Genomic DNA, 24,328 nt, shown 5'->3' with positions numbered 1-24,328 from the left:
CTACTCCTCTTCCACTACTTCAACAATGCGATCAACAAGCGTCATTGCTGAAAGCGGACCTCCAAATAACCAAGCATCTCCGCCAAGCGGGTAAAGCTGATCATTTTGAACAAAGTTTAGGTTCTGCCAAACGCTGTTAGACTGAAGCTGATTTTCAAATACATTGTCATCATCTTGCACAACATAGAAGAAATTAGCATCTTCAACTGCCGGCAATGCTTCTACGTTTACCTCTGAGTAACCGTACATTTCAAATTGGCCAGAATCATATACATTTTCAAGACCCACTTTTTCAAAAATCTGTGTAGCCATTGCATTTGGTGTAAATAAGCGAAGAGTAGGGGCTTGGTTGGCGCTGAACGCTTGCGTTAACACAAACTCATTCGTTTTTAGATCTGCTGCTGCAATTTGTTCTTTAGCTTCTTCATATTTGGCATCTAGCTCTTCTAGAACACTCTCTGCCTCATCTTCTTTCTGAACGACTTTAGCAATCGTACGGAATGTTTCTTCCATCTCATCGTATTGACTTACCGTTTCATCGGTTGGGTAAGGATCAAAGAATAATGTTGGCGCAATGAATTCAAGCTCTTGTTGAATCGCTTCATGACGGAAACCTGCTGTAATAATTAAATCAGGCTCCAGTTCAGCAATCATTTCTAGATTAGGCTCTTGACGTGTCCCTACATCAACTACGTCTTGGTCTAGCTCGGCATCAATATCGACCCATGAGTTATAGCCTTCAATATCAGCTACACCAACAGGCTGCACACCTAAGGCAAGTAAATCTTCTACATACGTCCATTCAAGTGCTACAACTTTTAATGGGGTTTCCTCAAATGTTTTTTCTCCAAAGGCATCTCGAACTGTCACCGCCTCTGTACTTTCTGTACCTTCCATTTGTTCTGTGTTTTCCTCTGTATTTTCAGCTGACTCCTGTTCATCCGTATTCCCGCCGCAAGCAGCAAGCAAAGAGATAAGTAAAACAAGGACCGCTAAACGTAACCATGTCTTCATCATTTGTTCCTCCAATATGTAAGTAAATTTGATAATGATTATCATTGACACTCACAGTATACTATCCTATTTAAATAGGATCAAGGTTTAATTGATATCGATTATCATTATTATATAAATTAAGACCATTCAGAGGTTAATCTGAATGGTCTTACCAGCTTTCTTTTATTTAGGTAGTGGTGCTTTTGCAGAAATTAATTTACGATCAAGCAAGTCCTCCCAAAAGGCTCGAGGGATTTGCTCGTCCATAGAAGCCAAATCCTCTTTTATTCGACCTGGTCTAGTAGATCCAGGTATGACTGCTTTTACTGCAGGATGAGCAGTTGAAAATTGCAAGGCTGCTGCTTTAAGAGAAACGTTATGTTCATCTGCCACTTTCCTTAATTTCTGGACATGCGCTTTTTTATCATCTGTTATTTCTGCATAATCAAAGTGCTCGCCTCCTAAGAGCGCCCCAGAGTTATAAGGACTGCCGATTACAAATTCCATGTTTTTTCTTTGAGCTAAGGGCATCATTTTCTCTAATGCACCTTCATGCTGCATAAGCGTGTATTGAGTGGCTGATAAACATAGGTCCGGCCGGACATCATCTAATTGCATAGCGAGCTCAATTGGGGTCGTAGTATTCACTCCAAGTCCCCATGATTTAATCACTCCCTCATCACGCAATCGGCTGAGAGTTCGAAAGGCTCCTTTACGGGCTTCATCAAATTTTGTTATCCATTCATCCCCATGAAAATCAGGCGAAATATCATGCACGAATACAAAATCTAAGTAATCTGTTTTTAGACGTGTAAGACTATCTTCGATTGACTTTAACGTACCGTCTTCGGTGTAATCATGAATGATTTTATTTTTACGAGCATATTCGAAAAGACCTTCTTTGTCTTCTTTCTCCTCTGACACGATCCGCCCTACCTTAGAGCTGAGTAAGTATTCCTCTCTTGGATATGCTGAAAGCACCTTTTCTAAGCGCATTTCTGCTAAACCGAATCCATAGAAAGGGGCTGTATCGAAATAGCGGATACCATGATCCCAAGCTGATTGTATTGTATTAATGGCTTCTTCCTCGGGTACATCTCGGAACATATTGCCGAGAGGAGCTGTACCGAACCCGATTTTCTTCTTCAATGCCTCTTGTAAATTCATACTATCACTCCTTTATCAATGCTCTACCCCCTCTCTATCCGGCCAAAACAATCCTTAAACAAAGAAAAAAAGCACCTCTTCGCAGCCGAAGAAATGCTTACTATAATGTCTACTACGCCATCGCACCTTCTTCTTCTTTTTTAAAGAAGGTTTTCATCGCATGATATACATCGCCTTTTTCTTTTAAAATATGATGTCTAAAGCGAGGGTCATCAATATTTTTATAGGCACTCATCAAAGTAGAGTGACGGCTGTATTGATTGACTTCCCCGTATCCAAACATACTGCTCTTCTCCATCAGCTCCTGCACAAGCTTTAAGCACCTTGCATTATCACTCGTTAAATTATCCCCATCTGAAAAATGGAATGGGTAAATATTAAAACGCTTAGGATCATATTTTTGATTGATTAATTCTAGTGCTTTGCGGTAAGCCGATGAACAAATCGTTCCCCCGCTCTCCCCTTTTGAGAAGAAGTCTTCCTCAGATACGACTTTAGCTTCTGTATGGTGAGCAATAAATTCAATATCAACGGTTTCATATTTCGTACGCAGGAATCGAGTCATCCAGAAAAAGAAGCTGCGTGCCATATACTTTTCCCAGCGCCCCATACTGCCGCTTGTATCCATCATCGCAAGTACAACGGCTTTTGATTCTGGTCTGGTCGTTTCTGTCCATGTTTTAAAACGTAGATCATCATTATAAATCGGAATAAGACCTGGTCTGCCTTCTAGGGCATTTCGTTTAATTGCTGATAAAATCGTACGGCGTTTATCGACATTACCCATTAATCCTTTTTTTCGAATATCATTAAATGAAATATCTTCTACAATAATTTCAGCTTCTTCTTTTTTCTGCAAGTTAGGAAGTTCTAGCTCTTTAAACAGCATTTCCTGCAGTTCCATAATTGACACTTCGGCCTCAAAATAGTCTTCTCCTGCATCTTCTCCTGCACCCTGGCCTTTTCCTGGTCCTTGCTGTTGCTGCGCATTCGGATCTCTTGCTACTACATCGCCTACTTTACTGTCACCTTTTCCCTGCCCAACATGCTTATTCTTATCATAATTATAGCGAATTTTGTACTCATCTAAAGACCGAATAGGGATACGTATGACTTCACGTCCATTTGACATAACAATATTTTCTTCACTTACTAAATCAGGAAGGTTCTTTTTAATCGCTTCCTGAACCTTCTCTTGATGACGTCTTTGATCTTGATGTCCCTTGCGATGGAGGGACCAATTCTCTTGCGACACGACAAAGTTATGATTGTTTGGATTTTTCACACCTTTTCCCCTCCTATATCTCCATCCTCTGTATACAATGAATCAAACCTGATAATCAGCAACTTCCTTCAACATATCCAAGCACACTTCTCAAATAATGTCATATACTAATCTCGAACCGCCCTTTGTTTTACTGTCGTTTAGATAGGGGCTTATAATATCCTATGCAGACAGGGATAAGAGTTGCTAATAAATTCTGACAAATTCGTGTTGTACAAGCAAAAATACATCAATATCCCTTACCATACATACGCTTCCTCTAAATAAAAAAGTGTCATCATCTCTTCTTTGAGATGATGACACCCTTTATTAGCGATTTAACAAGCTTCCGACGTAACGAAGCAGCTCATTGGCTGAAGTAGAGTTATAGCCATGCTCATCAATTAATCTAGCAATAACTTCATTTACCTTCTTCAACTGCGACTCATCTGGCGTCTTAACAGATGTCGTAATTTTCACGATATCTTTAAGATCAGCAAAGAGTTTCTTTTGAATAGCCTCACGCAGACGTTCATGTGAATTATAATCAAATTTCTTACCCTTACGTGCGTAGGCAGAAATACGAATGAGAATCTCTTCACGGAACGCTTTTTTAGCATTCTCTGAAATGCCGATCTGCTCTTCAATCGAGCGCATTAACTTCTCGTCTGGAGTCATTTCCTCGCCTGTTAATGGATCACGCAGCTTATTTTTATTACAATAGGCCTCAACATTATCCAAGTAATTGTCCATTAACGTTTTAGCAGACTCATCATACGAATACACAAACGCTTTTTGAACTTCTTTCTTAGCGATTTTATCGTATTCTTTCCTAGCAACTGCAATAAAGTCCATGTAGCGCTCGCGGTCTTCTTGTGAGATCGAGGCGTGCTGATTTAATCCCTCTTTAATCGACCTTAACACATCAAGCGCATTAATCGATGTTAATTGCTTTCTAATAATCGCAGATGAGATCCGGTTAATGACATAACGTGGATCAATCCCGCTCATCCCTTCATCTGGATGCTCTGCTTTTAACTCTTCAAGATCTTGAGAGTTAAAGCCTTCCACACTTTCTCCGTCGTATAGACGCATTTTCTTCACCAGGTCGACCCCTTGTTTCTTAGGATCTTTTAATCTCGTTAAAATGGTAAATATAGCTGCCACCTTAAGCGCATGCGGAGCAATATGAACATGAGACAAGTCACTGTCTTGAATCATTTTCTTATAAATTCGTTCCTCTTCACTCACTTTTAAGTTATAAGGAATCTTCATCACAATAATCCGCGAGTGCAAGGCTTCGTTTTTCTTATTTGAAATAAACGATTTATACTCTGATTCATTCGTATGAGCGACAATCAGCTCATCAGCAGAAATCAGCGCGAACCTGCCAGCTTTAAAGTTTCCTTCTTGAGTTAGTGATAATAAGTGCCATAAGAATTTCTCATCACACTTCAACATCTCCTGAAATTCCATCATCCCGCGATTGGCCTTATTTAATTCTCCGTCGAAACGGTAAGCGCGCGGGTCAGACTCTGAGCCATATTCGGCAATCGTTGAAAAATCGATACTCCCTGTCAGGTCGGCAATATCTTGGGATTTAGGATCAGACGGACTAAATGTACCGATACCTGTTCGCTTATCCTCTGAGAAGAAGATACGCTCAACCATCACATCTTCAATTCTTCCGCCATATTCCTGCTCAAGCCTCATCATATTAAGTGGAGAAAGATTCCCCTCAATTTTCACTCCGTATTCTTCAAAGAAATCTCCTCGTAAATGCTGCGGGATCAAATGAAGCGGATCTTCATGCATCGGACAACCTTTAATCGCATATACAGCACCTTGATCTGAGCGTGAATACTGCTCAAGACCTCTTTTCAGCATCGTAACAAGAGTTGATTTACCACCACTGACAGGTCCCATTAATAAAAGGATACGTTTGCGTACATCTAATCGCTTCGCTGCCGAGTGAAAATACTCTTCTACCAGCTTTTCAATTGATTCTTCTAAGCCATAGATTTGATCACTGAAAAATGAGTATTTCTTTCCTCCATTTTCTTCTTCCACCCCAGCATCTTTAATCATATGATAAACGCGGGAGTGTGCTGTTTGGGCTACGTACGGTTTTTCTCTTAATAACTCTAAGTAGTCAGCGAATGTTCCTTCCCATTTCAACCGCTCTTCTTCTTCTCTGAAATTCTCAATCTTTTTTAAGATATCCATTATTTTACCCCCATCCTCATCGTCAAGAGAGATTAATATACTTTATGCACAGGCCCAAGTGAACATGCATCCCATTTCAGATAATGACTTCATTCGGCAAATACAAAGATTAATATTTTCCATGACAGCTGTAATTCTTTAACCCAAAAACAACAAAAGTCGTGGTACAATCATCATTGATTAATAGGAAAAGAGTGTAAACAGATGAAAACATTGATAGGCTGGTTTCTGATTATCCTGCTGCTTTTCGGCTTCTCCTTTTTGTTTATGGAAGCAGCAGCAGAAATAAAGGATATTCAGACTTTAAGTGAAGTATTCGAAGAACATGTAGCCATAGATACGATTGAATTGTCCTCGAATAGTTATATGTATGATAAGGAAGGGCAAGTTATCTCAGAGATTTATAATGAAGGCAACCGTGAGTATATAGAATTTCAAGACATTCCAAAGAAAGTCATTGATGCCTTTATTCAAACAGAGGATCGCAGGTTCTTTGATCATAAAGGATACGACGGGACAGCCATTATTCGTGCGCTTGTTATAAATGCAAAAAGCAGTTCCATTGAAGAAGGGGCAAGTACGATGACTCAGCAGCTTGCTCGCAACGTGTTCCTTTCTCATGAACAAAGCTATAACCGTAAGTTAAGTGAACTGTTATATGCTCATGAAATTGAAAAGCAGTACTCAAAAGAAGAAATTATTGAACTCTATTTAAATACGATCTATTTTCAAAATGGTGTGTACGGCTTTGAAGCGGCCAGTCAATTTTATTTCGGGCGTACGAGTTCAGAGCTCACGCTAGCAGAGGTCGCGTTCTTGAGTGCTGTTCCTAATAACCCAACCCACTATGACCCAATAAAGAACAGTCAAAATACGAACCTCAGAAAAGACTGGATCATTGAGAAAATGCTAGAAGCCGAGGTCATTACAATAGAGGAAGCTGATCAAGCAAAGAAACAGCAAATAACCGTTACTCCGAAGAAAAGGATTGATCTTTTCCCTGATTACATAACGTATATTCATTATGAATTGAAAGAATTAATTGCTGAAGAGGAGGGCTTTAACAGAAGACTTTCGTCTGCTGAATCTCCTCGTCAGATTGAAGCGATTGAACGAGAGCTGAATCAGAAAGTGGAAAAGGTGCTTCAATCAGGTGTACATATCGAGACGGCACTCGATCCTGCCATGCAAAAAAGAGCCAATGATGTGATCGCAAACACACTGCCACAAACAGACATCCAAGCAACTGCAGTTATGATTGATCATCTGCGTAATGAACTTGTTGGGATAACTGCCGGCAAAGCGTATCAAAAGTTTGATTTCCACCGTGGATATCAAATGTACAGGCAGCCCGGGTCAGCGATTAAGCCGATTCTCGTCTATGCACCGTATATGGAAGAATCAGCCGTCCCTCTTCAAAGCTCTATTAATGCGAATAACTTTTGTTCGAACGGATATTGTCCAAAAAATTACGGCGGCGGCCAATATGGGAATGTCAGCTTAATGACTGCTTTCAAACACTCGTATAATACGCCCGCAGTAAGAATTCTTGACCGTGTAGGGATTGAGACAGCCTTTACTTATTTAGACACATTCGGCTTTAAAGAAGTAACTAAAGAGGATCATTTTCTCCCTGCAGCATTAGGAGGTTTTACTTACGGGATGTCGCCGCTTGAACTTACCCGCTCCTATACTCCGTTTGGCCGCAATGGCCAGTATGCTCCCGCTTACGGCATTCGTTCTGTAAAAACGGATGAGGGGGATATTTTATACAGCTGGGAAGCCGTGGATGCAGAGATTTGGAGTCCTGAGACAAATGATAAAATGCGTACTCTTTTAAGAGAGGTTGTAAGAAGCGGAACCGGCAGGCGCGCCTCGATTTCCTCGAATTATGTTGGAGGAAAAACGGGAACAACAAATGATTATCATGACATGTGGTTTATCGGCTTAAATGAACAATATACAACAGGCATCTGGATCGGAAAGGATCGACGTGAATCACTGTCAGCTATTTACGGCAGCTCCCCGCATTTAACAATCTGGAGAGAGATTATGAAATAAGAAAAGGCTCGTTACATTCGTTGTAACGGGCCTTCTATATTGGCAGACTTGCCATAAAGCTGTTATATAGTTTTACTAACGCATAGATCACAGCAATTAATAATGTACTCCAAAAGGTAATATGAAAAAAGATAAGTCCAATCAATCCTAGAATGGAAAGCGAATCACTTACTTTATAAACGAAGTAGACAAAATAAATAAAACAAGCAGCTGCAAAAGCCGCAGTTAAATAAATGATATCCTGTGTAAGAGCAAGCGAAATAATGCTCAATGCCATAAAAATAGACGATCCGGCACGTATTTTATTCAGCTCTACCCCTTCAATATCTTTTGAGAAAAATAGCATGGAGAGCTCAACCGTAGTATCTGCAATAAGCTTTAACGCAGAAAAAATCATAAAAAAGAACAACATTAATAAAAATAACAGCGTTAACTTAATCCCATTTTCAGAGAAAAACTCGCGCATCCCCTCATACACTCCAAGGTCAACAAGCTGCGTTAAAATGAGGGTTTGAGTATAAAGGGCAAACGTTAAACTAAATAGCAAAATAGAAATTAAGGGGAAATGACTCGTAATATATCGATTCGACATTCCTATATGTCTCCTATTCTCATTTCATACCAGCTTGGCTTCAAAGTATCGTTTCTAGTCATCGTTTCCAGACATCGTTCATAGTCACTAAAAAAACAGCAGGACGGGCCTGCTGCTTAGGATTGATGAATAACCGTATAGGCGTTTAATTCATTTCCTGTTGTTGGTCCTTTTTCTTTTGACTCGCGCTTTTCTTTATGTGCGCGCTTAAACGCATCACTATGTAACCACTCTTCGTAATGCTCTTTTGTTTCCCATTTTGTGAAAACGACTTGCTTACCATCTTCGTCTTCGTTTCCTAAAAACATAAATTCAAGGCAGCCAGGTACCTTCTTCATATTCTCAGCAGCATTGCCAAAACGATTAGAAAGTTCTTCTTTAGCTTGCTTTGGCACGTGAAGTTCATTCATTACAACGTACATTGATCTTCCTCCTTTGTCATAAGCTCCCTTTAAGTATAACGTTTTCACTCATAGTTGCAAAGTATTCTGGCAAAGCGTCATGAGCTTGACAAAGATTTTCGACAGCTTTTATTTCATTTGCAAGAGACTTGCTTTATAATAGAAACTATGTTGACTCACAAGGAGGAATAATCATGGGTACAATCCTAATCCTTGGTGTCTGTGTAGCATTTTTAGCTGCGATTTTCACAGCTGGCTACGAAGACAATCCACATAAGAACTAACAAAAATCGACCTTACCATGATGTAAGGTCGATTTTTCGTATTTATGATAACCCTTTAAATCCTTGCTGGCGGATGGCTTCATAAATCACAATCGCCGCAGTATTAGACACATTTAGTGAACGCACTTTATCTGTTTGAGGGATCCTAAAACAGCGGTCAAGATTACGGTCAATAATGTCTTGTGGAATACCTGTTGTCTCACGTCCAAATACAAAGAAATGATCTTTATTATCATCTGAGTAATCAAACTCACTGAAATTTTTCGTTCCAACCGTTTCAATAAAGTAAAATTCGCCCTCTTTGTACGTATCAAACAGCTCTTCTAACGAGTCATAATAATGAATATCAACGCTTGGCCAATAATCACAGCCAGCACGTTTTAACATTTTATCGTCTGTTGAAAAACCAAGCGGTCTGATTAAATGCAGCGATGTATTCGTTCCAGCACATGTTCTAGCAATATTTCCAGTGTTTGCAGGAATTTCAGGTTGATAAAGGACAATATGTAAGCCCAAGTGGCACACCTCTATTTCTTCATGTTCTTAAATGATCATGTATTATCTCATTTTACATCTCATTTTACATAACAATTAGTATATCACTTCAAAAGGTGAGATCAAAGAAGAAACCGCTTGTCACCTTCAAGCGGTTTTTGATCCTTATACATTAATATGGAAAAACTTATATTTTATATTCGGCGTCCAGGCCGTTGAATCTTCATAGGCCCAATACCTCATCCGGCTGTTCGTTGTCTGTGCATTGACTAACGGCTCCCCGTTTCCATCTTTTGCGACCACAATCGTAGAGTGCTGCCACCTTCCGTCTCCGTTGAAATCATAGCAAATTACATCACCTAAAGTCAGATCACGTGCCTTTTCTCTCTCAACACCCCGCAGTCCTGTCTTTGCCCCGCTCAAATACCACCTAAAGGAATGAGCAACAGACCAGCTGTAGCTCCAATTGCCTTTTTGCATCCACCAGCCTTTAGAACGATTACCGGCACCTGTCATTGGAGCTCCCCCAGCCTGAAGACATTGAGAAATGTAATTCGTGCAGTTATCCTTAAACTTTTTATAGGCGGGGTTATAATCATTCCACCATCGCTCTGCATATTTTACTGCCTCAAGACGATTATAGGCATTACGGCTGCTCCTTGTTTCAGCTGCATTTAAAAATGTTAACGGTTGAGAACTCTCTTTGTCCTCTCTTCTTTGAATAAGAGGCCTCTTCTCACTGTCTTTTGTTAGGAGACCGTCTTCAAATACAGCTCTTCTTTCTTCCACGATTTCTGTTAAATGAATGTTCTTTTTGATGCGGATAAACTGCTCATATTTAACAACATAATCCACAAATTCCTTTCTGCCAATCTGCTGTTTACGAAGGATTGTGCCGGATGCTTTAGAGCGGATACATTCTCCTCCCCGCCGAACTAACGACTCCTTAGCTCGCATAAAGCAATTCAACTCTGATTGGTTTTCCATTGCCTCGGGGTTTTCAAGAGAACCAGGTGAATCACGCTCGGCAGTCTGTACCCATCGTGTATTTCTCTTTTGAATTAATGCATGAATAGGCTCAACAATTCGTCTTTCCATCCATCGCACCTGCCTTTTATAACCGAATATGCTTTTATTTAATTTATGAGCGAGGTATTGTCCATCATGCCTCTCATATAAAAATAAGCCCCCTTCAAATGAAAGAGGCTATATATTGAGAAATTGTTTATGAAATTTTTTCAATTGCACCTTCGAGATTAAGTAAGATCTCTTTTTTGTCTAATCCTCCGCCATACCCTACCATTGCTCCATTACTGCCAATCACGCGGTGGCAAGGAACAATAATTGGAAGGGGATTTTGATTATTAGCCCCGCCGATTGCACGCACAGCTTTAGGTGCCCCAATAGATTCAGCAATTTGTTTATAAGACCTGGTCTCACCATATTGAATCTCTCGCAAGGCTTCCCAGACTTTTCGTTGAAACGGTGTGCCTGAGAGATCAAGCGGAACATCGAATTGAATTCTTTCACCTTTAAAATAATCACCCAGCTGCTCACATACAGAATGCAGCGTATCGTTTGCAGATTGTTCTTCGCACCTGATAAATTCACCTGTCAAACCTTGCTTTCTTAATTTAGCCCGAAGAGCTGCTGTACATGTTTCTAAATCTCCAAAATGTATATGACAAACGCCTCGTTCTGTTGCAACGATTGTTAGCGTACCAAGTGGACTATCCATTTCATTAACAAAAAGCGTTGATTCTACTGCCATGTTAGCCCTTCCTTCCGATTGTCCATTTTCCATCATCTTACCTTACTGTTAGGTAAGTTGACCAATTACTCATTGTGCATTTTCGAGCATTTCAAGCGCTCTATCAATCTCTCGGAGTACCTCATCGTCTTTTTCACGCTCTTTCGCTGATATAAGCTTAATTTTCTCTTCATTTCGACGATTCTCGTTCATTCGACTTATTTTGCCGATCGCCCATGCAGCCGTTCCCCGAATAACGGGCCTTGGGTCAGATTTCATCAACTCAGCTAAAATAGGCAGTGCTGATTCATCCTTAAAATGGGCTAAGGCTATGATTGCATTTCGCTGAATCGGCTTTTTCCCTCTCCAAGAGCCCGATACGTGACCAAATGTTTCTTTGAACTCACGGTTTGAAATCGTTAATAAAGGCTTCAGAAGCGGCTTAGCGATTTCTGGGTCTGGCTCCATTTCAGGATGATGATGAACATCTTTCCCTTTATTTTCAGGACACACCTGCTGACATGTGTCACACCCGTATAATCGATTACCAAGCTTTTCTCTATATGGTTCAGGAAGAAATCCTTTTGTTTGCGTTAAATAGGCAATACAAGCTTGAGAGTTTAACTGCCCCCCTTGAACAAGGGCATCTGTCGGACACGCATCCACACATTTATTGCATGTGCCGCATTGATCAGTCATCGGTGTATCTGGCTCAAACGGAATAGTGGTTATGATTTCTCCTAAGTACACATAGCTGCCAAACTCAGGAGTAATAATCGCACAATTTTTCCCGCTCCAGCCGATTCCAGCTCTTCTTGCGACTTCACGGTCAGATAGAGCTCCTGTATCAACCATTGATACCTTTTTTGCTTGAGGCACCTTCTCTTCTAAGAACTTCTCAATTTTGCTTAACCGGTCACGAAGCACGTCATGGTAGTCCTGCCCCCATGATGCCCGGCAAAAAATCCCGCGGCGTGCATCCTTCGTGTTTTTCGGTGCATCTTTCATTTTAGAAGGATAGGCTAACGCTATGGAAATAATGCTTCTAGCTTCTTCTAAATTCTGATTAGGATGCACTCTTTTATTAATATCCGGCTCTTCAAAACCTGATTGATAGCCTAGATTCTGCTGGGTCACCAAGCGGTCTTTCAAATCTAGAAATGGATCAGCTGTAGTAAAGCCGATTTTATCAACTCCGATAGTTTTACTATATGCAATAAGCTCTTCTTTTAATTGGGCGAGTATCATGCCCCATCACCTTTCTTCTACCAAATCCACCTTTATGCTACAATACGTACACAACGAATGGAGGAGGCAGTCTTATGTCAGCCATACAAATAGATAAAAGCATCTCATCTCTTATCCCTCAATTTAAGCTTGGCTATATATCATACCATTCTATCGTGATTAGCGACTCACCACAAATGTTAAAAGGCCGTTTGCAATTTTTTCAAGAAACTCTGCAGATGGACCTTGAGGAAAAACCTTTAACAGCCTTTAGCGGTGTGTCTGAATGGAGAGACGTATTTAAAATTTGTAAAATAGATCCGTCTAAATACCGTCCCTCACATGAAGCTTTGATGCGAAGAATTAAAAAAGGAAACTTTCTACCTACTGTTCAATCTGCGGTTGACCTGAACACGTTTTTTTCTCTACAGTACATGATCCCTTTTGGAATTTACGATGCTTCTGCTTTAAAAGGAGATCTCTCTGTTCGCTTAGGTGAGGCGGGTGAAGGCTATGAGGGGGTGAATGGCCGCTTTAATGATATGTCTGGAAAGATTATTACCGCAGATGAACACGGTCCCTTCGGCAGCCCTATCGTCGACTCCAGACGTACAAGCGTATCAACATCGACAACTGATGCGATCCAGCTTATTTATTTAAAGCCTTCCATGGAAGTAGAAGAAGCTGAAAAACTTGTATCTGCAGCGGCATCCATGTTCACCCAAATACACGGAGGAGAACTCCTGCAAACATCTGTGATCAATTTATGAAATTCCTAAACATTGGAAGTTCTTGTTGTTAACACGTTTAATGTAAGGGTATTATGGGAATGTATAAAGAGACTATTACTTACAAAGAGAGGACGATGTTATTATGAGTCAAGATAAAGTTTCCGTTATTCTAAACAAGCAAATTGCTAACTGGAGTGTTCTTTTTGTAAAACTACATAACTATCACTGGTATGTTAAAGGGCCACAATTCTTCACGCTTCACACAAAGTTTGAAGAACTTTACAATGAAGCACAAACGTATATTGATGAGCTTGCTGAGAGACTTTTAGCACTTAAAGGCCATCCAGTCGCTACAATGAAAGATTACCTTGAAACTTCTTCAATTGAAGAGGCGAAACCAGGCCAATCAGCAGAAGAAATGGTAAGTGAGTTATCAGATGATTTCACAAAACTAATTGATGAACTAAAAGAAGGTATGGATGCTGCAGATTCTCTTGGAGATGAAACGACAGCTGATATGCTACTCTCTATCCACCAATCTCTTGAGAAACACAACTGGATGCTCCGTTCATTCTTGAAATAATGAAGTAAAACGAGTTTGAGGCAACCCCTTCAGACTCGTTTTTTTATTTCTGTAGGTGCCTTATCAATCGGTTCTCTGGAATTGTATGAATTCAAGTAGTTTATGCGTCAGTAACATTGTGAATTATATTCCTGTTCTTTGTAATTGCGTCTGTTAAGAGCCTTATTTCGCTTATCTGCTCTCATTGCGTCAGTTCACAGCCGATATGCGTCACTGTTAAGATGAATTATATTTCTTTCTCACATAATTGCGCCCATCCTGCCTCTCTTAACCAAGCAAAGAGCTGCCCAGACTAGGACAGCTCTTTTACCACTATTATTATTAATTATTAAAAAGCAAGTGAAATATACTTTACTTCAAGAAATTCATCCATGCCGTGATGTCCGCCTTCACGTCCTAATCCGCTCTCTTTAAATCCGCCGAATGGCGCCTGTGGAACAGAAGGCAATCCATCATTGATCCCTACAATGCCAAATTCCAGCTCTTCACTTAAGCGCACAGCCTTGCCTATATCACGAGTGAATAGATAGGCAGCAAGACCAAATGGGGTTCCATTGGCACGTTCGATGACTTCTTCCTCTGTTTTAAACGTCGAGATAGGAGCGAGCGGGCCAAACGTCTCTTCCCGCATACACTTCATTTCTTCGGTGACGCCGCGTAGTACAGTCGGGCCGATAAATTGACCATCTGCTTCTGCTCCACCATATACGACCTCTGCCCCTTTATCTTTTGCATCTTCAATATGTTCTTGAACCTTTTTAACCGCATCTTCATCAATTAATGGCCCAAGGTCAACGCCCTCTTCAAGCCCGTTGCCTACTTTCAGCTCAGAGACGGCAGCTTTTGCTTTTTCAGAAAAAGCATCGACTACATCTTCATGCACATAGATTCGGTTAGCACATACACATGTCTGCCCCGCATTCCGATATTTAGAAGCGATAAAGTGAGAAACGGCTGCATCAAGATCTGCATCATCCATTACGATAAACGGTGCTTGTCCGCCAAGTTCTAAAGAGATTTTCTTCATCGTTTTAGAAGCGCCTTCCATTAAGATTTTTCCCACTTCCGTTGAGCCGGTAAACGTCAGCTTACGCACGCGAGAATCTTCCTGCCACACCTCTGCAATCGTTTTTGCATCTCCTGTAACAATATTGATTACTCCGCTTGGAATGCCAGCTTCAATTGCTAGCTCTCCTAAGCGTAAGGCTGTCAGCGGTGTTTGCTCAGCAGGCTTAACTACAACCGTACAACCTGCAGCAAGAGCCGGCGCTACCTTTCTTGTTATCATCGCTGCCGGGAAGTTCCACGGAGTAATAGCCGCAACGACTCCAACGGCTTGTCTTTGGACGAAAATTCGTTTATTCGCAGCTGATGCAGGAATTGTTTCACCGTAGATCCGTTTACCTTCTTCTGCATACCATTCAATAAAAGAATTCGCATAGCCAATCTCACCTTTGGCTTCTTTTAGCGGCTTCCCTTGCTCTTTAGTCATTAATTCAGCCAGCTCTTCGGTTGCTTCTTCAATTTTTCTAAACCAGCTCATTAAAGCTTTGCTTCGTTCATTCGCTGTCTTTTTAGACCACGTTTTAAATGCTGAATAAGCTTTATCTATCGCAGCCTTCGCTTCGTTTTCTCCGCCATCCGGGGCCGTCCCAACCTTTTCTCCAGTTGCCGGATTGAACACATTAATCGTACTGAGCCCTTCTCCTACAAAAGAGCCGCCAATCAGCATTTTCATTTACTCATCTCCTCCATTTTAGTCACCTGATATGTATTCGACATTTATTGTATAGGTTCCTTTATCTAGGAGAGCTAAACGAGATACTGGATGAGAATTCTCTGTAAAAAAGAAAGAAGAATGCTAATACAGCATCCTCCCTAACGGCCCCTCTTGATCGACTATATCTTCTATTTCATACACAGAGATGACAAAGAACGGGAATCCAAATGCATAAGGAGCGAGATCATATAATTGAAAGTAAATGATGAGGGCCCGGTCAGCTTGATAAAAATATTGATTTGGAGCAATTCCCTTAAATGGAGATAGCAATGGAAGGTCTCGGTCTTTTATTTGTGCTTCAATGATCTTGTTCAACCTCTTGATGTAAGGAGCATCAGGTTTAAATAATTCCTTCAGCTTATAAACTTTTCCTGTTTGTACATCCATTGTCAGGGAGCGCAGCGTAGATAGGCCATGAGCCCCGCCAGAATAGGAATAGTGTAGATTCGTAAGACTGACAATATTCCTTTCGTTCGTTTTCACCTCATAGCCACCCGTAATCTCAGTTTCTGGATAATCATAAAATCCTTGCTTCGTAATCATCGTTTGCACTTGCTGATAGATCCGCTCATTTAATTTCTCTTCTATGGTGTGATCAACTAAGCCAGCAAGCTGCGGGTAGTAAACATCGAGCTTCGGCTGGAGCAGGTGACGAGTACGAATCTCAACAGGCAGTATCGACATATTCAATCCAAGTTCCCTCCTTCTCATTATTGTTTGATATATATGCAGAGGAGGAATACTTAACGTCAGATACATAAAACAAAAAATAAAGAGACAGCATCTCTCTGCTGTCTCTTCTATCTTACTTAATTAAATTCAGGGTGTTTTACTGCTTCAAACCCCTTAAAGTGATCGCGTTCCCCTAGGACAGTTACTTTTTCTCCATGCAATTCAGGATTTGTGACTAAACCATAACTTGCACGGTCATTTGGCTTAAGCTGAACGATCATCATTTTGCTTTGGTCCGTTTCATTCGGATCATCGGCAATAAGTACACTTAAATCATCGTAATAAGCTGGAGCTAGGGCTACATGATTTTTTGAACGAGCATTTCCAACTACATAGCCGCTTACTTCTACTTCACCCTCAGATTGATTCAGGGCATCTTCAACAGATAAAGGACCTTGTGGCTCTTGCTCTTCTTCATCATCACCTGGTTCTTCATCACCTGGCACCGCTTCAAATGTGAAAGCTGATGGGTTTCTCATGCCTGGTGTTTGGAAATAAGCTTCAAGAGAACCAGTAATCGATACATATTTCCCTAGGTTATCAGGGTGGGATACTAAGTTTAAACCTGTGCGCACTGTTGTTCCATTTACTAATTGAACTGGCAGCATCTTCTCACGATCTGTTTCATTAGGATCATCTGCAAGCAACAGGTTAGAAGCTGCGTGTGTCCCTTCACCTAAGATCACTTGATTCGAGTTAATCGACCCAACAATGTATCCACGAACATTCGCAATACCTGAATTCTGTGCAATCGCTTCAGCTACTGTTAGGAAACGATCTCCATCAGGAAGGTCTACGCCTTCAATAGAAATTCGTTCTCCCTCAATATAATCAATCGCACCATCATGATTTTGAATATACTCAACTGTCGCTTCCCAAACGGTACCTTCTGATTGAGATAAAGTAGAGTCACTTAGACGATAGAATCCTTGGCCATGCATGTAATCGTTGTAAGCAACTGTATAGTTTGCATCAAGATCTAGCTCTGTACCATCTTCATTAAATAACAGAACATCCTGCATCCCTGAACCACCCTCACTAGGGATCAATTGATACTTGATTCCAGAAGCTTGCAGGTCTACTCCACGGTGGTAGCTAGATTGTGATAAAATCACTTCTTTCAATTTAGCTCCTGTAGTCTCTACAACAACAATTTCATTTCCAAATCGATCAAGTGCTTCAATTTGTTTATCTGTAATGTATCCTGCAGGAATTTCTCCTGATACAGAAGAGCCGTTTAGTAAAGCAATATCTGCATCAGCCTTATCACGGATTGCATCTGTATAAAGATTTCCCATACCTACATCAGCAATGTTTTTATTGCTAGAAAACAGTCCATTGTCCGTTGTTCCAATCACTTCACCTGGCATTGGACCGCTTGGATCAACAGAAATCTTAATTCTTCCTTCGCGAATGTAGTTAATTGCTTCTCCATTCTCTGTAAGCTCTTTTGCATAGTCGATCATCGCTGTAGTCATTTGACCTACTAACGGATTAACAATCGTTCCTTCAAACTCATAACCAGATCCGCCTGTCCCGATATAATCAGGCACAGCAATCGTGTAACGTTCTTCTAAATCAAGGGGCTGTCCATTTCTTGTTAAGTTTACATCTAATAGATTTCCAACAGGCCCTGCTACAATTTCATATTCAAAGCCTGATGCTTGCAAGTCAATTTGATGACGGTCCCCGCGAGAGTATGAGAATGCAAGAACATCTTTAATCGCCTGACCTGTCATTTCATAAACCATAATTTCATTCGCAAATGGCTCGATCGCATAAATATCGCCTACCGTTACTTCACCTGGTGCGATACTATCACGAATTCCACCATTATTTGTAATTGCAAAGTCCGTATCTGCATATGCACTCATTGCATCTGTCCAGAAGTTTCCAAGCGGCGCATCATACTCATAACGTCCATCACGGCTTAACCCTGTATCTGAATAACCAATGACTTCACCAAGAAGTTCATTCATTTCTTCATTATATTCATCAATTACTGCTTGAACGTCCTCATCCACATTTGTTAATTCATTAACTCTTTGAACGAAGCCCTCTGTTACTGTCACTTCATTTGTTGCAGTATTAAGCTGCAGATTTAAGTTACCGACGAAGTTCAAGTTGCCATTTGTCTGTACAATTGGTGTGCCATTCACAATTGCTGGTTCATTTAACAATGTGTGGCTGTGTCCGCCAATAATCACATCAAAATAGTTTACTTCCTCTGCTAAACGGCGGTCATCGTTATGTCCAATATGAGTCAACGCGATAATAATGTCGGATTGACCCTCAAGTTCTTCTTGATACTGCTTTGCAACCGCTGCATAATCAGCTTCAAAATCAATACCAACTACTCCAGCAGGGGCAGTTGATGGAGGGGCTTGAGTAAGAGAAAATACTGCTACATTTACTCCGTTCACATCAAAGATTTCATATGGCTTTGGCTGTTCAATCGCAATGGATTCATCAAATACTTCCATATTAGCAGCCATCCATGGGAAGTTTGATTCTTCCATTCTCTCAGCAAAGATCTCTTGTCCGTAATCAAACTCATGGTTTCCAATTGTCATTGCATCTACACCAACAAGGTTAAGAATTTCAATGATCGGTTTTCCGTAGTTTAAATCGACTACAGGATTGCCGCTAAAAATATCTCCTGCATCTAAATATAGAGAATAATCAGCCGCGTTGCGTTGCTCATTAATATACGCTGCTGCTGCTCCAAAACCATCGATACTCGCATGAATATCATTGGTGTATAACACACGTAAATCTACTATGTCTTCATTCAATTCCTCTGCTTGTACTTGATTCCAAGCAAAAGGGATTGCTAGTAATACTAGACAAAGAATAATAGAGAGAATCTTCTTCCATCTCATTGAATCATTTGTAGACATCTCATACCCTCCATAATATGTAGTTTAAATGGCTATTGCCGAGCATTTCCATTGACTTATTTCGACAACATTTTCCATTCGTTCTAAGTCTAGCATTATTTTTTGTAAATTTGGTATAGCCTAAATTAACTTATAATTACATAAAAAACTTCATTTTAACCAAACTGTTACATTATATAGTTCATAGTTAGCAGACCAAAAGATTCGTTTTTGATAGACAGAAAGATTCATCCTCTTTTTATAGGGATTTGTCGAATTTTTTCTACGTATTAGGAAATGTTTCTAGTGAATTAGTACATTTTTTTGATGCGAATATGGTTATAATAAATAGTTAGATACTACTTGATTCAGCTGAGACGAAACGTTGATCAAGGAATAAGAGAGAAGGCGGCTTTGAGATGAGTTACAAGAAGAAAATGCTTCTTATCTATTTGGTCTTAGGTTTGGTATGGATTGTCTTCACGGACTACCTAGTCTTAATGTTAGACCTTGGGACCTATCTTAGCATCCAGAAAATCAAAGGAATTATCTTTGTGGTGTTAACTGGATTTTTCATTTACTATATTCTAGGAAAACGAGAAGAAGTTGAACTCCTTAAAAATGAGAAGGAGAAACTGACAACCCTGATTAATTCCATGGTTGATTTTGTTAACTTTAAAGACGGGGAAGGACGCTGGATTGAATCGAATGAATTCGGTCTAAAGCTTTTTCAACTAGAGGATGTTGATTACCGCGGAAAAACAGATGCTGAACTTGCAAAGTTTACAGACTTTTATCATGATGCCCTGAATTACTGCATGACGTCGGATGAGGAGACATGGCAAGCAGCTAAAGTGACACGCTGTGAAGAAGTCATACCGCTGCCGAATGGGGATGAGAAAACGTTTGATACGATTAAAGTGCCTCTTTTCAAATCAAATAAAGAACGTAAAGGGTTAGTTGTGATCGGGCGAGATATTACAGAACGGAAACTAGCAGAGAAGCAAATGAAAGAGAATGAACTTAAATATAAATCTCTTTTTAAATATAATCCTGAGCTCGTTTTCATGGTGGATTTAAACGGAACGATTACAGACTTAAATCCTAAGTTCGAACCTCTGACTGCCTACAGCGATGATGAAGCAATGGGCACACCGATTTTTAACTACATTTGCGAAAAAGACAAGACGCGGATCTTTGAAGCATTTAATGCGGTCATTAAAGAAAAGCGAGCTAAAACTAATCGTGAAGTAGCGATCTGCCATAAAGAAGGGAAAAAGGTTATCGCCCACTTCGCATTTGTACCGATTATTATTGATAATGAAACAACTGGAATTATCGGTTATGCCACTGATATTACTCAAATACTCGAGACGGAAGAAAAGCTTAAAACTACAGAAAAACTTGCTGTGATTGGAGAACTTGCTGCGGGGATTGCCCATGAAATCAGAAATCCGCTCACTTCTTTAAAAGGGTTCGTGCAAATGTTTCAGTCTGAGAGCAAAAAGGAGAACTTTATCCATACGATTATGTTAGATGAACTTGATCGGATCAATTCGATTGTCAGTGAGCTGCTCGTATTATCAAGACCGCAAGAAATTACGTTCTCTAAGAAAAATATAAATCACTCCATAAAAGATGTCTTAACCCTGCTTGAGTCAGAGATGAACTTGCACGGGGTGTCTGTTGATTTCCAAACAGAGGATGATCCAACACTCCTTGATTGTGAGCCGAATCAATTTAAGCAGCTATTCATTAATCTGCTTAAAAACGCGATCGAAGCAGAGGCCAAGAACATATGTATTCATATCAAGAAACAAGATGACTCCATTATTGTGAGTATTGCAGATAACGGCCAAGGCATTAGTGAAGAGAGAATCAAAAAATTAGGAGAACCTTTCTATTCCGAAAAAGAAAAGGGAACTGGATTAGGGCTGACAGTCAGCTTTAAAATCGTGGAAGCTCATAACGGAACAATTAAATATGATAGTAAAGTTGGAACGGGCACGACCGTCACTATGACGTTTCCAACAAAAGAAGACTAGAGCAATGAATCTGCTCTAGTCTTCTTGTTTTTAATGGAGATCAGCCTCTCCAAGCGGACATTCCGCCTTTGACATTTGTTATATTCGAATATCCTAATTTCTTTAATGTACCGCAGGCCTTATTGCTTCTCATCCCGCTTTGACAGATCACAAACACTTCTTTACCCTTTGAAAGCTCGTTATGACGACCTTTTAGCTCATGCAATGGAATGTTTTTAGCTTGTTTAATTTTACGTCCGCTGAATTCCCCTTGCGTTCTTACATCAACAAGCTGTACATCTTTTCGTGTTAATTCTTTTCTTAGTTCTTCAGTTGTGATTTGTTTTACGCCATTAGCAGGTAAAATTCTCTTCACAACAAACCATACGATAAAAGCAATAAATAATCCTTGAATAATTAATTCCATTCTAACTCCCCCTATAATGTCCTAAAACTGAAGCCGTCTCTTTTTAATTCTTTTATCAATTGTGGCAGTACATATAATGTCTGCTCTAATTCATGCAGCAGGATAATTGATCCATTTTCTACGTTTTCTACTACATTTGAAACGATTTTATCCGGATCTTTTTTTAACTCCCAGTCATAAGAAGGAACATCCCAAAGGACTACATCGAGCTGCATAGCAGCTGCAATATTCAGTGTATCCACATTATATTGACCGAAAGGCGGTCTAAAATGCTGAATGGGCAGGCCTATGATCCTCTCCATTTCTCTTTTGCTCGTTTCGATCTCTTCTCTCTGCTTATCTGCATTCAATTGAGCAAGATTTGGATGTCTATGAGTATGTGTCCCTATCATATGCCCTTCAGCTATCGTTCTTTTCCACAGCCGCTTATAATGAAGTAACCGAGACTGCCAAAAGAACATGGCTTGAACCTGCTCCTCATTTAACACATCAAGAAATGAACCTATGTATTTACTAGGCCCATCATCAAAGGTTAATACAACTGCCTTCTCACCTTCTAAAGAAAAGTCAGCTTTTGTGATCAAATGATGTTCTCTTAGTGAGTGGTCTCCAACCGCTCTAGCACTTGGCATTCAAGGACTTTTCACCATAGACCCCACCTCTGCTCTGTATATTTTACAATCCGTATGCCTCTTTACCACGACAAGGGTGAGGAGTCGCCTCATTCTTAATCATAAAGCCTCCTACACGATATCCTTTACTCTTTAGAAAACGTGCGCTTAAATTAACCTCTTGTCTTTCTGCACAAACGAGATAGATCATTTTCTTATCTAGGTCGTGATAATATCTTTTAAGATAGGCTAACGGAATATTCATTGTACCGTCTATACTTGTTTTATTTGCAACGGGAAAATCACGCACATCGAGAATAACAACCTCATTTTTATCTTTTATATTCTGTATATCAGTACATTTTAAACCGATAACAGGTATATATCTTTTATACAAAAAGTACGCAATGCCCATTGCCATAATGACAACCACACTTGTCATGTAAATCACCTCACCCTTATACACCATTAGGTATACTGCGTTTCTTACGTTCCAGCCATTAGATAGAAATAGTACACCATAAATAATACTAAAATCATAAAAATTACGGCAGTCATATACACGATAAACTTAAAAGAAGAATGAAACTCTTGTGTATTAATCATTTTCCTGTTACGAAAATACACATGAGTAGCGAGTGCGATTGTCAATAGACCGAGCATGAGTGAAAAGCCGCTTATAAACATTGCTAATGCATTATCCATAAATTGATGCAAAGGCGTATTAAAGTGAAGAGTCGTAGCTAAAAACCCTAGCCCAATAATAGCAATAGCCGTTCTAATCCACGCTAGATACGTTCGCTCGTTTGCTAGATGCTGTTGAATATATTTAGATTCGACCGTCTCATTTTTACTAGCACCATTCTTGCTCTCATTCTTCTGTTCATCCATATAAGCCTCCGATCTTACCCTTATAGCTATTTATTTGAAAAAACCCATAAAGTACAGGCCGACATTATATACAATAAAGATAGCTCCTACCAGGAACCATAAGTAAACAGCTGGTCATATAGGCGGCTTAGATGCCTTTTTTACCCCATCTGTTCCTTTCTTTGTTATGCCTCACTGATCACTTTTGCATGCATGTTTTTCTTGTTCTGACATCAGGAACTTCCTCCTCTTCTTTTACTTTATATCAACATTATATACCTATAAGGGTATAAGGTCAAATAAAAAGAAACGCCTTTGCTTTTAGCTAAAGAACGTTCTTATAGATGAGTTAATAAGGCATAAACCCTTCCTTGCTGATTAAAATCTGTTCAGTAGAGAATGCTGTTTTCATTTGTTCATACGCATACTCGTGTACATGTTCTCCGTACCACTTTTCTAATTCTTCTTCTGTAAATCGTTCTTTAATTTTAAGCCGTTCCGTTCTCTTCCCGTTGCTTCCATCCCCCGTATAAAAATCATCAATGACTATTCGATTAACGAGAGCAGCCAAGGTTTCTGGGAATTGTTTTGAAAAAGGGAGTACAGGCGCCACCGCGGCTTGTACTGGCAAGTCATTTTTTTGAAGCTCTCCGATTGCCTTCAGCCTTGCTTGAATTGGAGGGGCTTGTGGTGAGAAGTTTTTTCGTACTTCATCGAGATCTGTCTCAACTGTCACACTGAGGCGCAGGCTGTCTTTAAGCTTTAAAAACAAGTCAATGTCTCGCGTGACAAGCGGGCTCCTTGTCTGCACAAAAAGAAAATCTGGAGGCATCTCTACCATTGCTTCAAGCAGAGCCCTTGTTATCTTTTCTTTATATTCAACCGATTGATATGGATCTGTCGCAGATGCCATGAAAATCGTTACTTCTTTGCCCCGCTTTCGCAGGCTGCTCATTTCACGAATGTATTTTTCGTGAATGCCTTTTTTTATATCAACCCACTCGCCCCACTCTTCTCCTCTAAATAAGCCAACCGGGCTCTGTCTAACATAACAATAAGAACACCCAAATAAGCAGCCGGTATAAGGGTTAAGAGAATGGGTATACCCATATAAAAATCCGCTCGCAGGAGTTAATATTTTCTTCGGTTCCTTGTATGCGATTTGATGCCGAGTCAATTGAGATCCCTCACTTTCTATGTGTTAGTCTAATTCCCTTTTGTGCAGATT

General features: G+C 40.1%; 22 protein-coding genes. 4 read left to right on the top strand and 18 right to left on the bottom strand.

The genetic code is table 11. The features are described 5' to 3' along the window. From PQ478_RS03440 to PQ478_RS03425, 4 genes are all read right to left on the bottom strand, one after another. Entirely contained in the window at positions 1-1,017 is a 1,017-nt protein-coding gene (locus PQ478_RS03440) for an ABC transporter substrate-binding protein (RefSeq protein ID WP_289235827.1), read from the bottom strand. Between the two features lie 162 nt (positions 1,018-1,179). Further along, positions 1,180-2,163: an aldo/keto reductase gene (locus tag PQ478_RS03435; protein ID WP_289235826.1), complete on the bottom strand. Its 984-nt coding sequence runs from the start codon at positions 2,161-2,163 to the stop codon at positions 1,180-1,182. Positions 2,164-2,275: 112 nt separating this feature from the next. Further along, positions 2,276-3,448: a sporulation protein YhbH gene (yhbH, locus tag PQ478_RS03430; protein WP_012957629.1), complete on the bottom strand. Its 1,173-nt coding sequence runs from the start codon at positions 3,446-3,448 to the stop codon at positions 2,276-2,278. Between the two features lie 309 nt (positions 3,449-3,757). After that, positions 3,758-5,653 (bottom strand): PrkA family serine protein kinase, encoded by a 1,896-nt coding sequence (locus tag PQ478_RS03425; RefSeq protein ID WP_012957628.1) that lies wholly within the window; start codon positions 5,651-5,653, stop codon positions 3,758-3,760. Between the two features lie 204 nt (positions 5,654-5,857). On the opposite strand from PQ478_RS03425, the gene PQ478_RS03420 reads away from it, so the two are divergent. Further along, positions 5,858-7,714 (top strand): transglycosylase domain-containing protein, encoded by a 1,857-nt coding sequence (locus PQ478_RS03420; RefSeq protein ID WP_289235825.1) that lies wholly within the window; start codon positions 5,858-5,860, stop codon positions 7,712-7,714. 34 nt (positions 7,715-7,748) lie between these two features. Here PQ478_RS03420 and PQ478_RS03415 read toward each other — a convergent pair whose 3' ends face one another. The 6 genes from PQ478_RS03415 to queG form a co-directional block, all read right to left on the bottom strand. Continuing rightward, positions 7,749-8,306 carry a YufK family protein gene (locus PQ478_RS03415; RefSeq protein ID WP_289235824.1) on the bottom strand — a complete coding sequence of 186 codons (558 nt, stop codon included), beginning with the start codon at positions 8,304-8,306 and terminating at the stop codon, positions 7,749-7,751. Between the two features lie 116 nt (positions 8,307-8,422). Next, positions 8,423-8,728 (bottom strand): antibiotic biosynthesis monooxygenase family protein, encoded by a 306-nt coding sequence (locus PQ478_RS03410; RefSeq protein WP_012957625.1) that lies wholly within the window; start codon positions 8,726-8,728, stop codon positions 8,423-8,425. Positions 8,729-9,033: 305 nt separating this feature from the next. Then, positions 9,034-9,507, bottom strand: coding sequence for a tRNA (uridine(34)/cytosine(34)/5-carboxymethylaminomethyluridine(34)-2'-O)-methyltransferase TrmL (gene trmL / locus PQ478_RS03405; RefSeq protein WP_012957623.1), 474 nt, complete (start codon positions 9,505-9,507; stop codon positions 9,034-9,036). Positions 9,508-9,651: 144 nt separating this feature from the next. Further along, positions 9,652-10,584: an amidase domain-containing protein gene (locus tag PQ478_RS03400; RefSeq protein ID WP_075683203.1), complete on the bottom strand. Its 933-nt coding sequence runs from the start codon at positions 10,582-10,584 to the stop codon at positions 9,652-9,654. 127 nt (positions 10,585-10,711) lie between these two features. Further along, the gene (locus PQ478_RS03395; protein ID WP_075683204.1) at positions 10,712-11,257 is read right to left on the bottom strand and encodes a methylated-DNA--[protein]-cysteine S-methyltransferase; all 546 of its coding nucleotides are present in this window, start codon (positions 11,255-11,257) and stop codon (positions 10,712-10,714) included. Between the two features lie 69 nt (positions 11,258-11,326). After that, positions 11,327-12,484: a tRNA epoxyqueuosine(34) reductase QueG gene (gene queG / locus PQ478_RS03390; RefSeq protein WP_012957620.1), complete on the bottom strand. Its 1,158-nt coding sequence runs from the start codon at positions 12,482-12,484 to the stop codon at positions 11,327-11,329. 74 nt (positions 12,485-12,558) lie between these two features. Here queG and PQ478_RS03385 point away from each other — a divergent pair, with 74 nt between their 5' ends. Next, positions 12,559-13,233, top strand: coding sequence for a B3/B4 domain-containing protein (locus PQ478_RS03385; RefSeq protein ID WP_289235823.1), 675 nt, complete (start codon positions 12,559-12,561; stop codon positions 13,231-13,233). Positions 13,234-13,336: 103 nt separating this feature from the next. Then, complete coding sequence (locus PQ478_RS03380) at positions 13,337-13,777, top strand: Dps family protein (protein WP_012957618.1); 441 nt, start codon at positions 13,337-13,339, stop codon at positions 13,775-13,777. Positions 13,778-14,105: 328 nt separating this feature from the next. On the opposite strand, the gene PQ478_RS03375 is transcribed toward PQ478_RS03380, so the two are convergent. The 3 genes from PQ478_RS03375 to PQ478_RS03365 all read right to left on the bottom strand — a co-directional run bounded on the left by PQ478_RS03375 (position 14,106) and on the right by PQ478_RS03365 (position 19,189). After that, a complete protein-coding gene (locus PQ478_RS03375) occupies positions 14,106-15,515 on the bottom strand; it encodes an NAD-dependent succinate-semialdehyde dehydrogenase (RefSeq protein ID WP_289235822.1) in 1,410 nt (469 codons plus the stop codon). A 123-nt stretch (positions 15,516-15,638) separates the two neighbouring features. Continuing rightward, complete coding sequence (locus PQ478_RS03370; RefSeq protein ID WP_041822578.1) at positions 15,639-16,241, bottom strand: DUF3298 and DUF4163 domain-containing protein; 603 nt, start codon at positions 16,239-16,241, stop codon at positions 15,639-15,641. A 125-nt stretch (positions 16,242-16,366) separates the two neighbouring features. Then, positions 16,367-19,189, bottom strand: coding sequence for a 5'-nucleotidase C-terminal domain-containing protein (locus PQ478_RS03365; RefSeq protein WP_289235821.1), 2,823 nt, complete (start codon positions 19,187-19,189; stop codon positions 16,367-16,369). Positions 19,190-19,587: 398 nt separating this feature from the next. Between PQ478_RS03365 and PQ478_RS03360 the strand changes: the two genes are divergently transcribed. After that, complete coding sequence (locus PQ478_RS03360) at positions 19,588-21,213, top strand: PAS domain-containing sensor histidine kinase (RefSeq protein WP_289235820.1); 1,626 nt, start codon at positions 19,588-19,590, stop codon at positions 21,211-21,213. 40 nt (positions 21,214-21,253) lie between these two features. On the opposite strand, the gene PQ478_RS03355 is transcribed toward PQ478_RS03360, so the two are convergent. From PQ478_RS03355 to PQ478_RS03335, 5 genes are all read right to left on the bottom strand, one after another. Next, positions 21,254-21,619 (bottom strand): rhodanese-like domain-containing protein, encoded by a 366-nt coding sequence (locus tag PQ478_RS03355; RefSeq protein WP_289235819.1) that lies wholly within the window; start codon positions 21,617-21,619, stop codon positions 21,254-21,256. Positions 21,620-21,630: 11 nt separating this feature from the next. Further along, positions 21,631-22,251: a polysaccharide deacetylase family protein gene (locus PQ478_RS03350; protein WP_289235818.1), complete on the bottom strand. Its 621-nt coding sequence runs from the start codon at positions 22,249-22,251 to the stop codon at positions 21,631-21,633. Positions 22,252-22,294: 43 nt separating this feature from the next. Next, positions 22,295-22,672 (bottom strand): rhodanese-like domain-containing protein, encoded by a 378-nt coding sequence (locus tag PQ478_RS03345; protein ID WP_289235817.1) that lies wholly within the window; start codon positions 22,670-22,672, stop codon positions 22,295-22,297. A 44-nt stretch (positions 22,673-22,716) separates the two neighbouring features. Beyond that, positions 22,717-23,121 (bottom strand): YidH family protein, encoded by a 405-nt coding sequence (locus tag PQ478_RS03340; RefSeq protein ID WP_012957609.1) that lies wholly within the window; start codon positions 23,119-23,121, stop codon positions 22,717-22,719. 328 nt (positions 23,122-23,449) lie between these two features. Then, positions 23,450-24,277: an SPL family radical SAM protein gene (locus PQ478_RS03335; protein ID WP_289235816.1), complete on the bottom strand. Its 828-nt coding sequence runs from the start codon at positions 24,275-24,277 to the stop codon at positions 23,450-23,452. Between the last annotated feature and the right edge of the window lie 51 nt (positions 24,278-24,328).

The organism is Alkalihalophilus pseudofirmus (assembly GCF_029094545.1).
Classification (GTDB): Bacteria; Bacillota; Bacilli; order Bacillales; family Bacillaceae_D; genus Alkalihalophilus; species Alkalihalophilus pseudofirmus.
The sequence above is the reverse complement of the archived record's forward strand: the minus strand, read 5'-3'. Positions and strand labels throughout refer to the sequence as shown.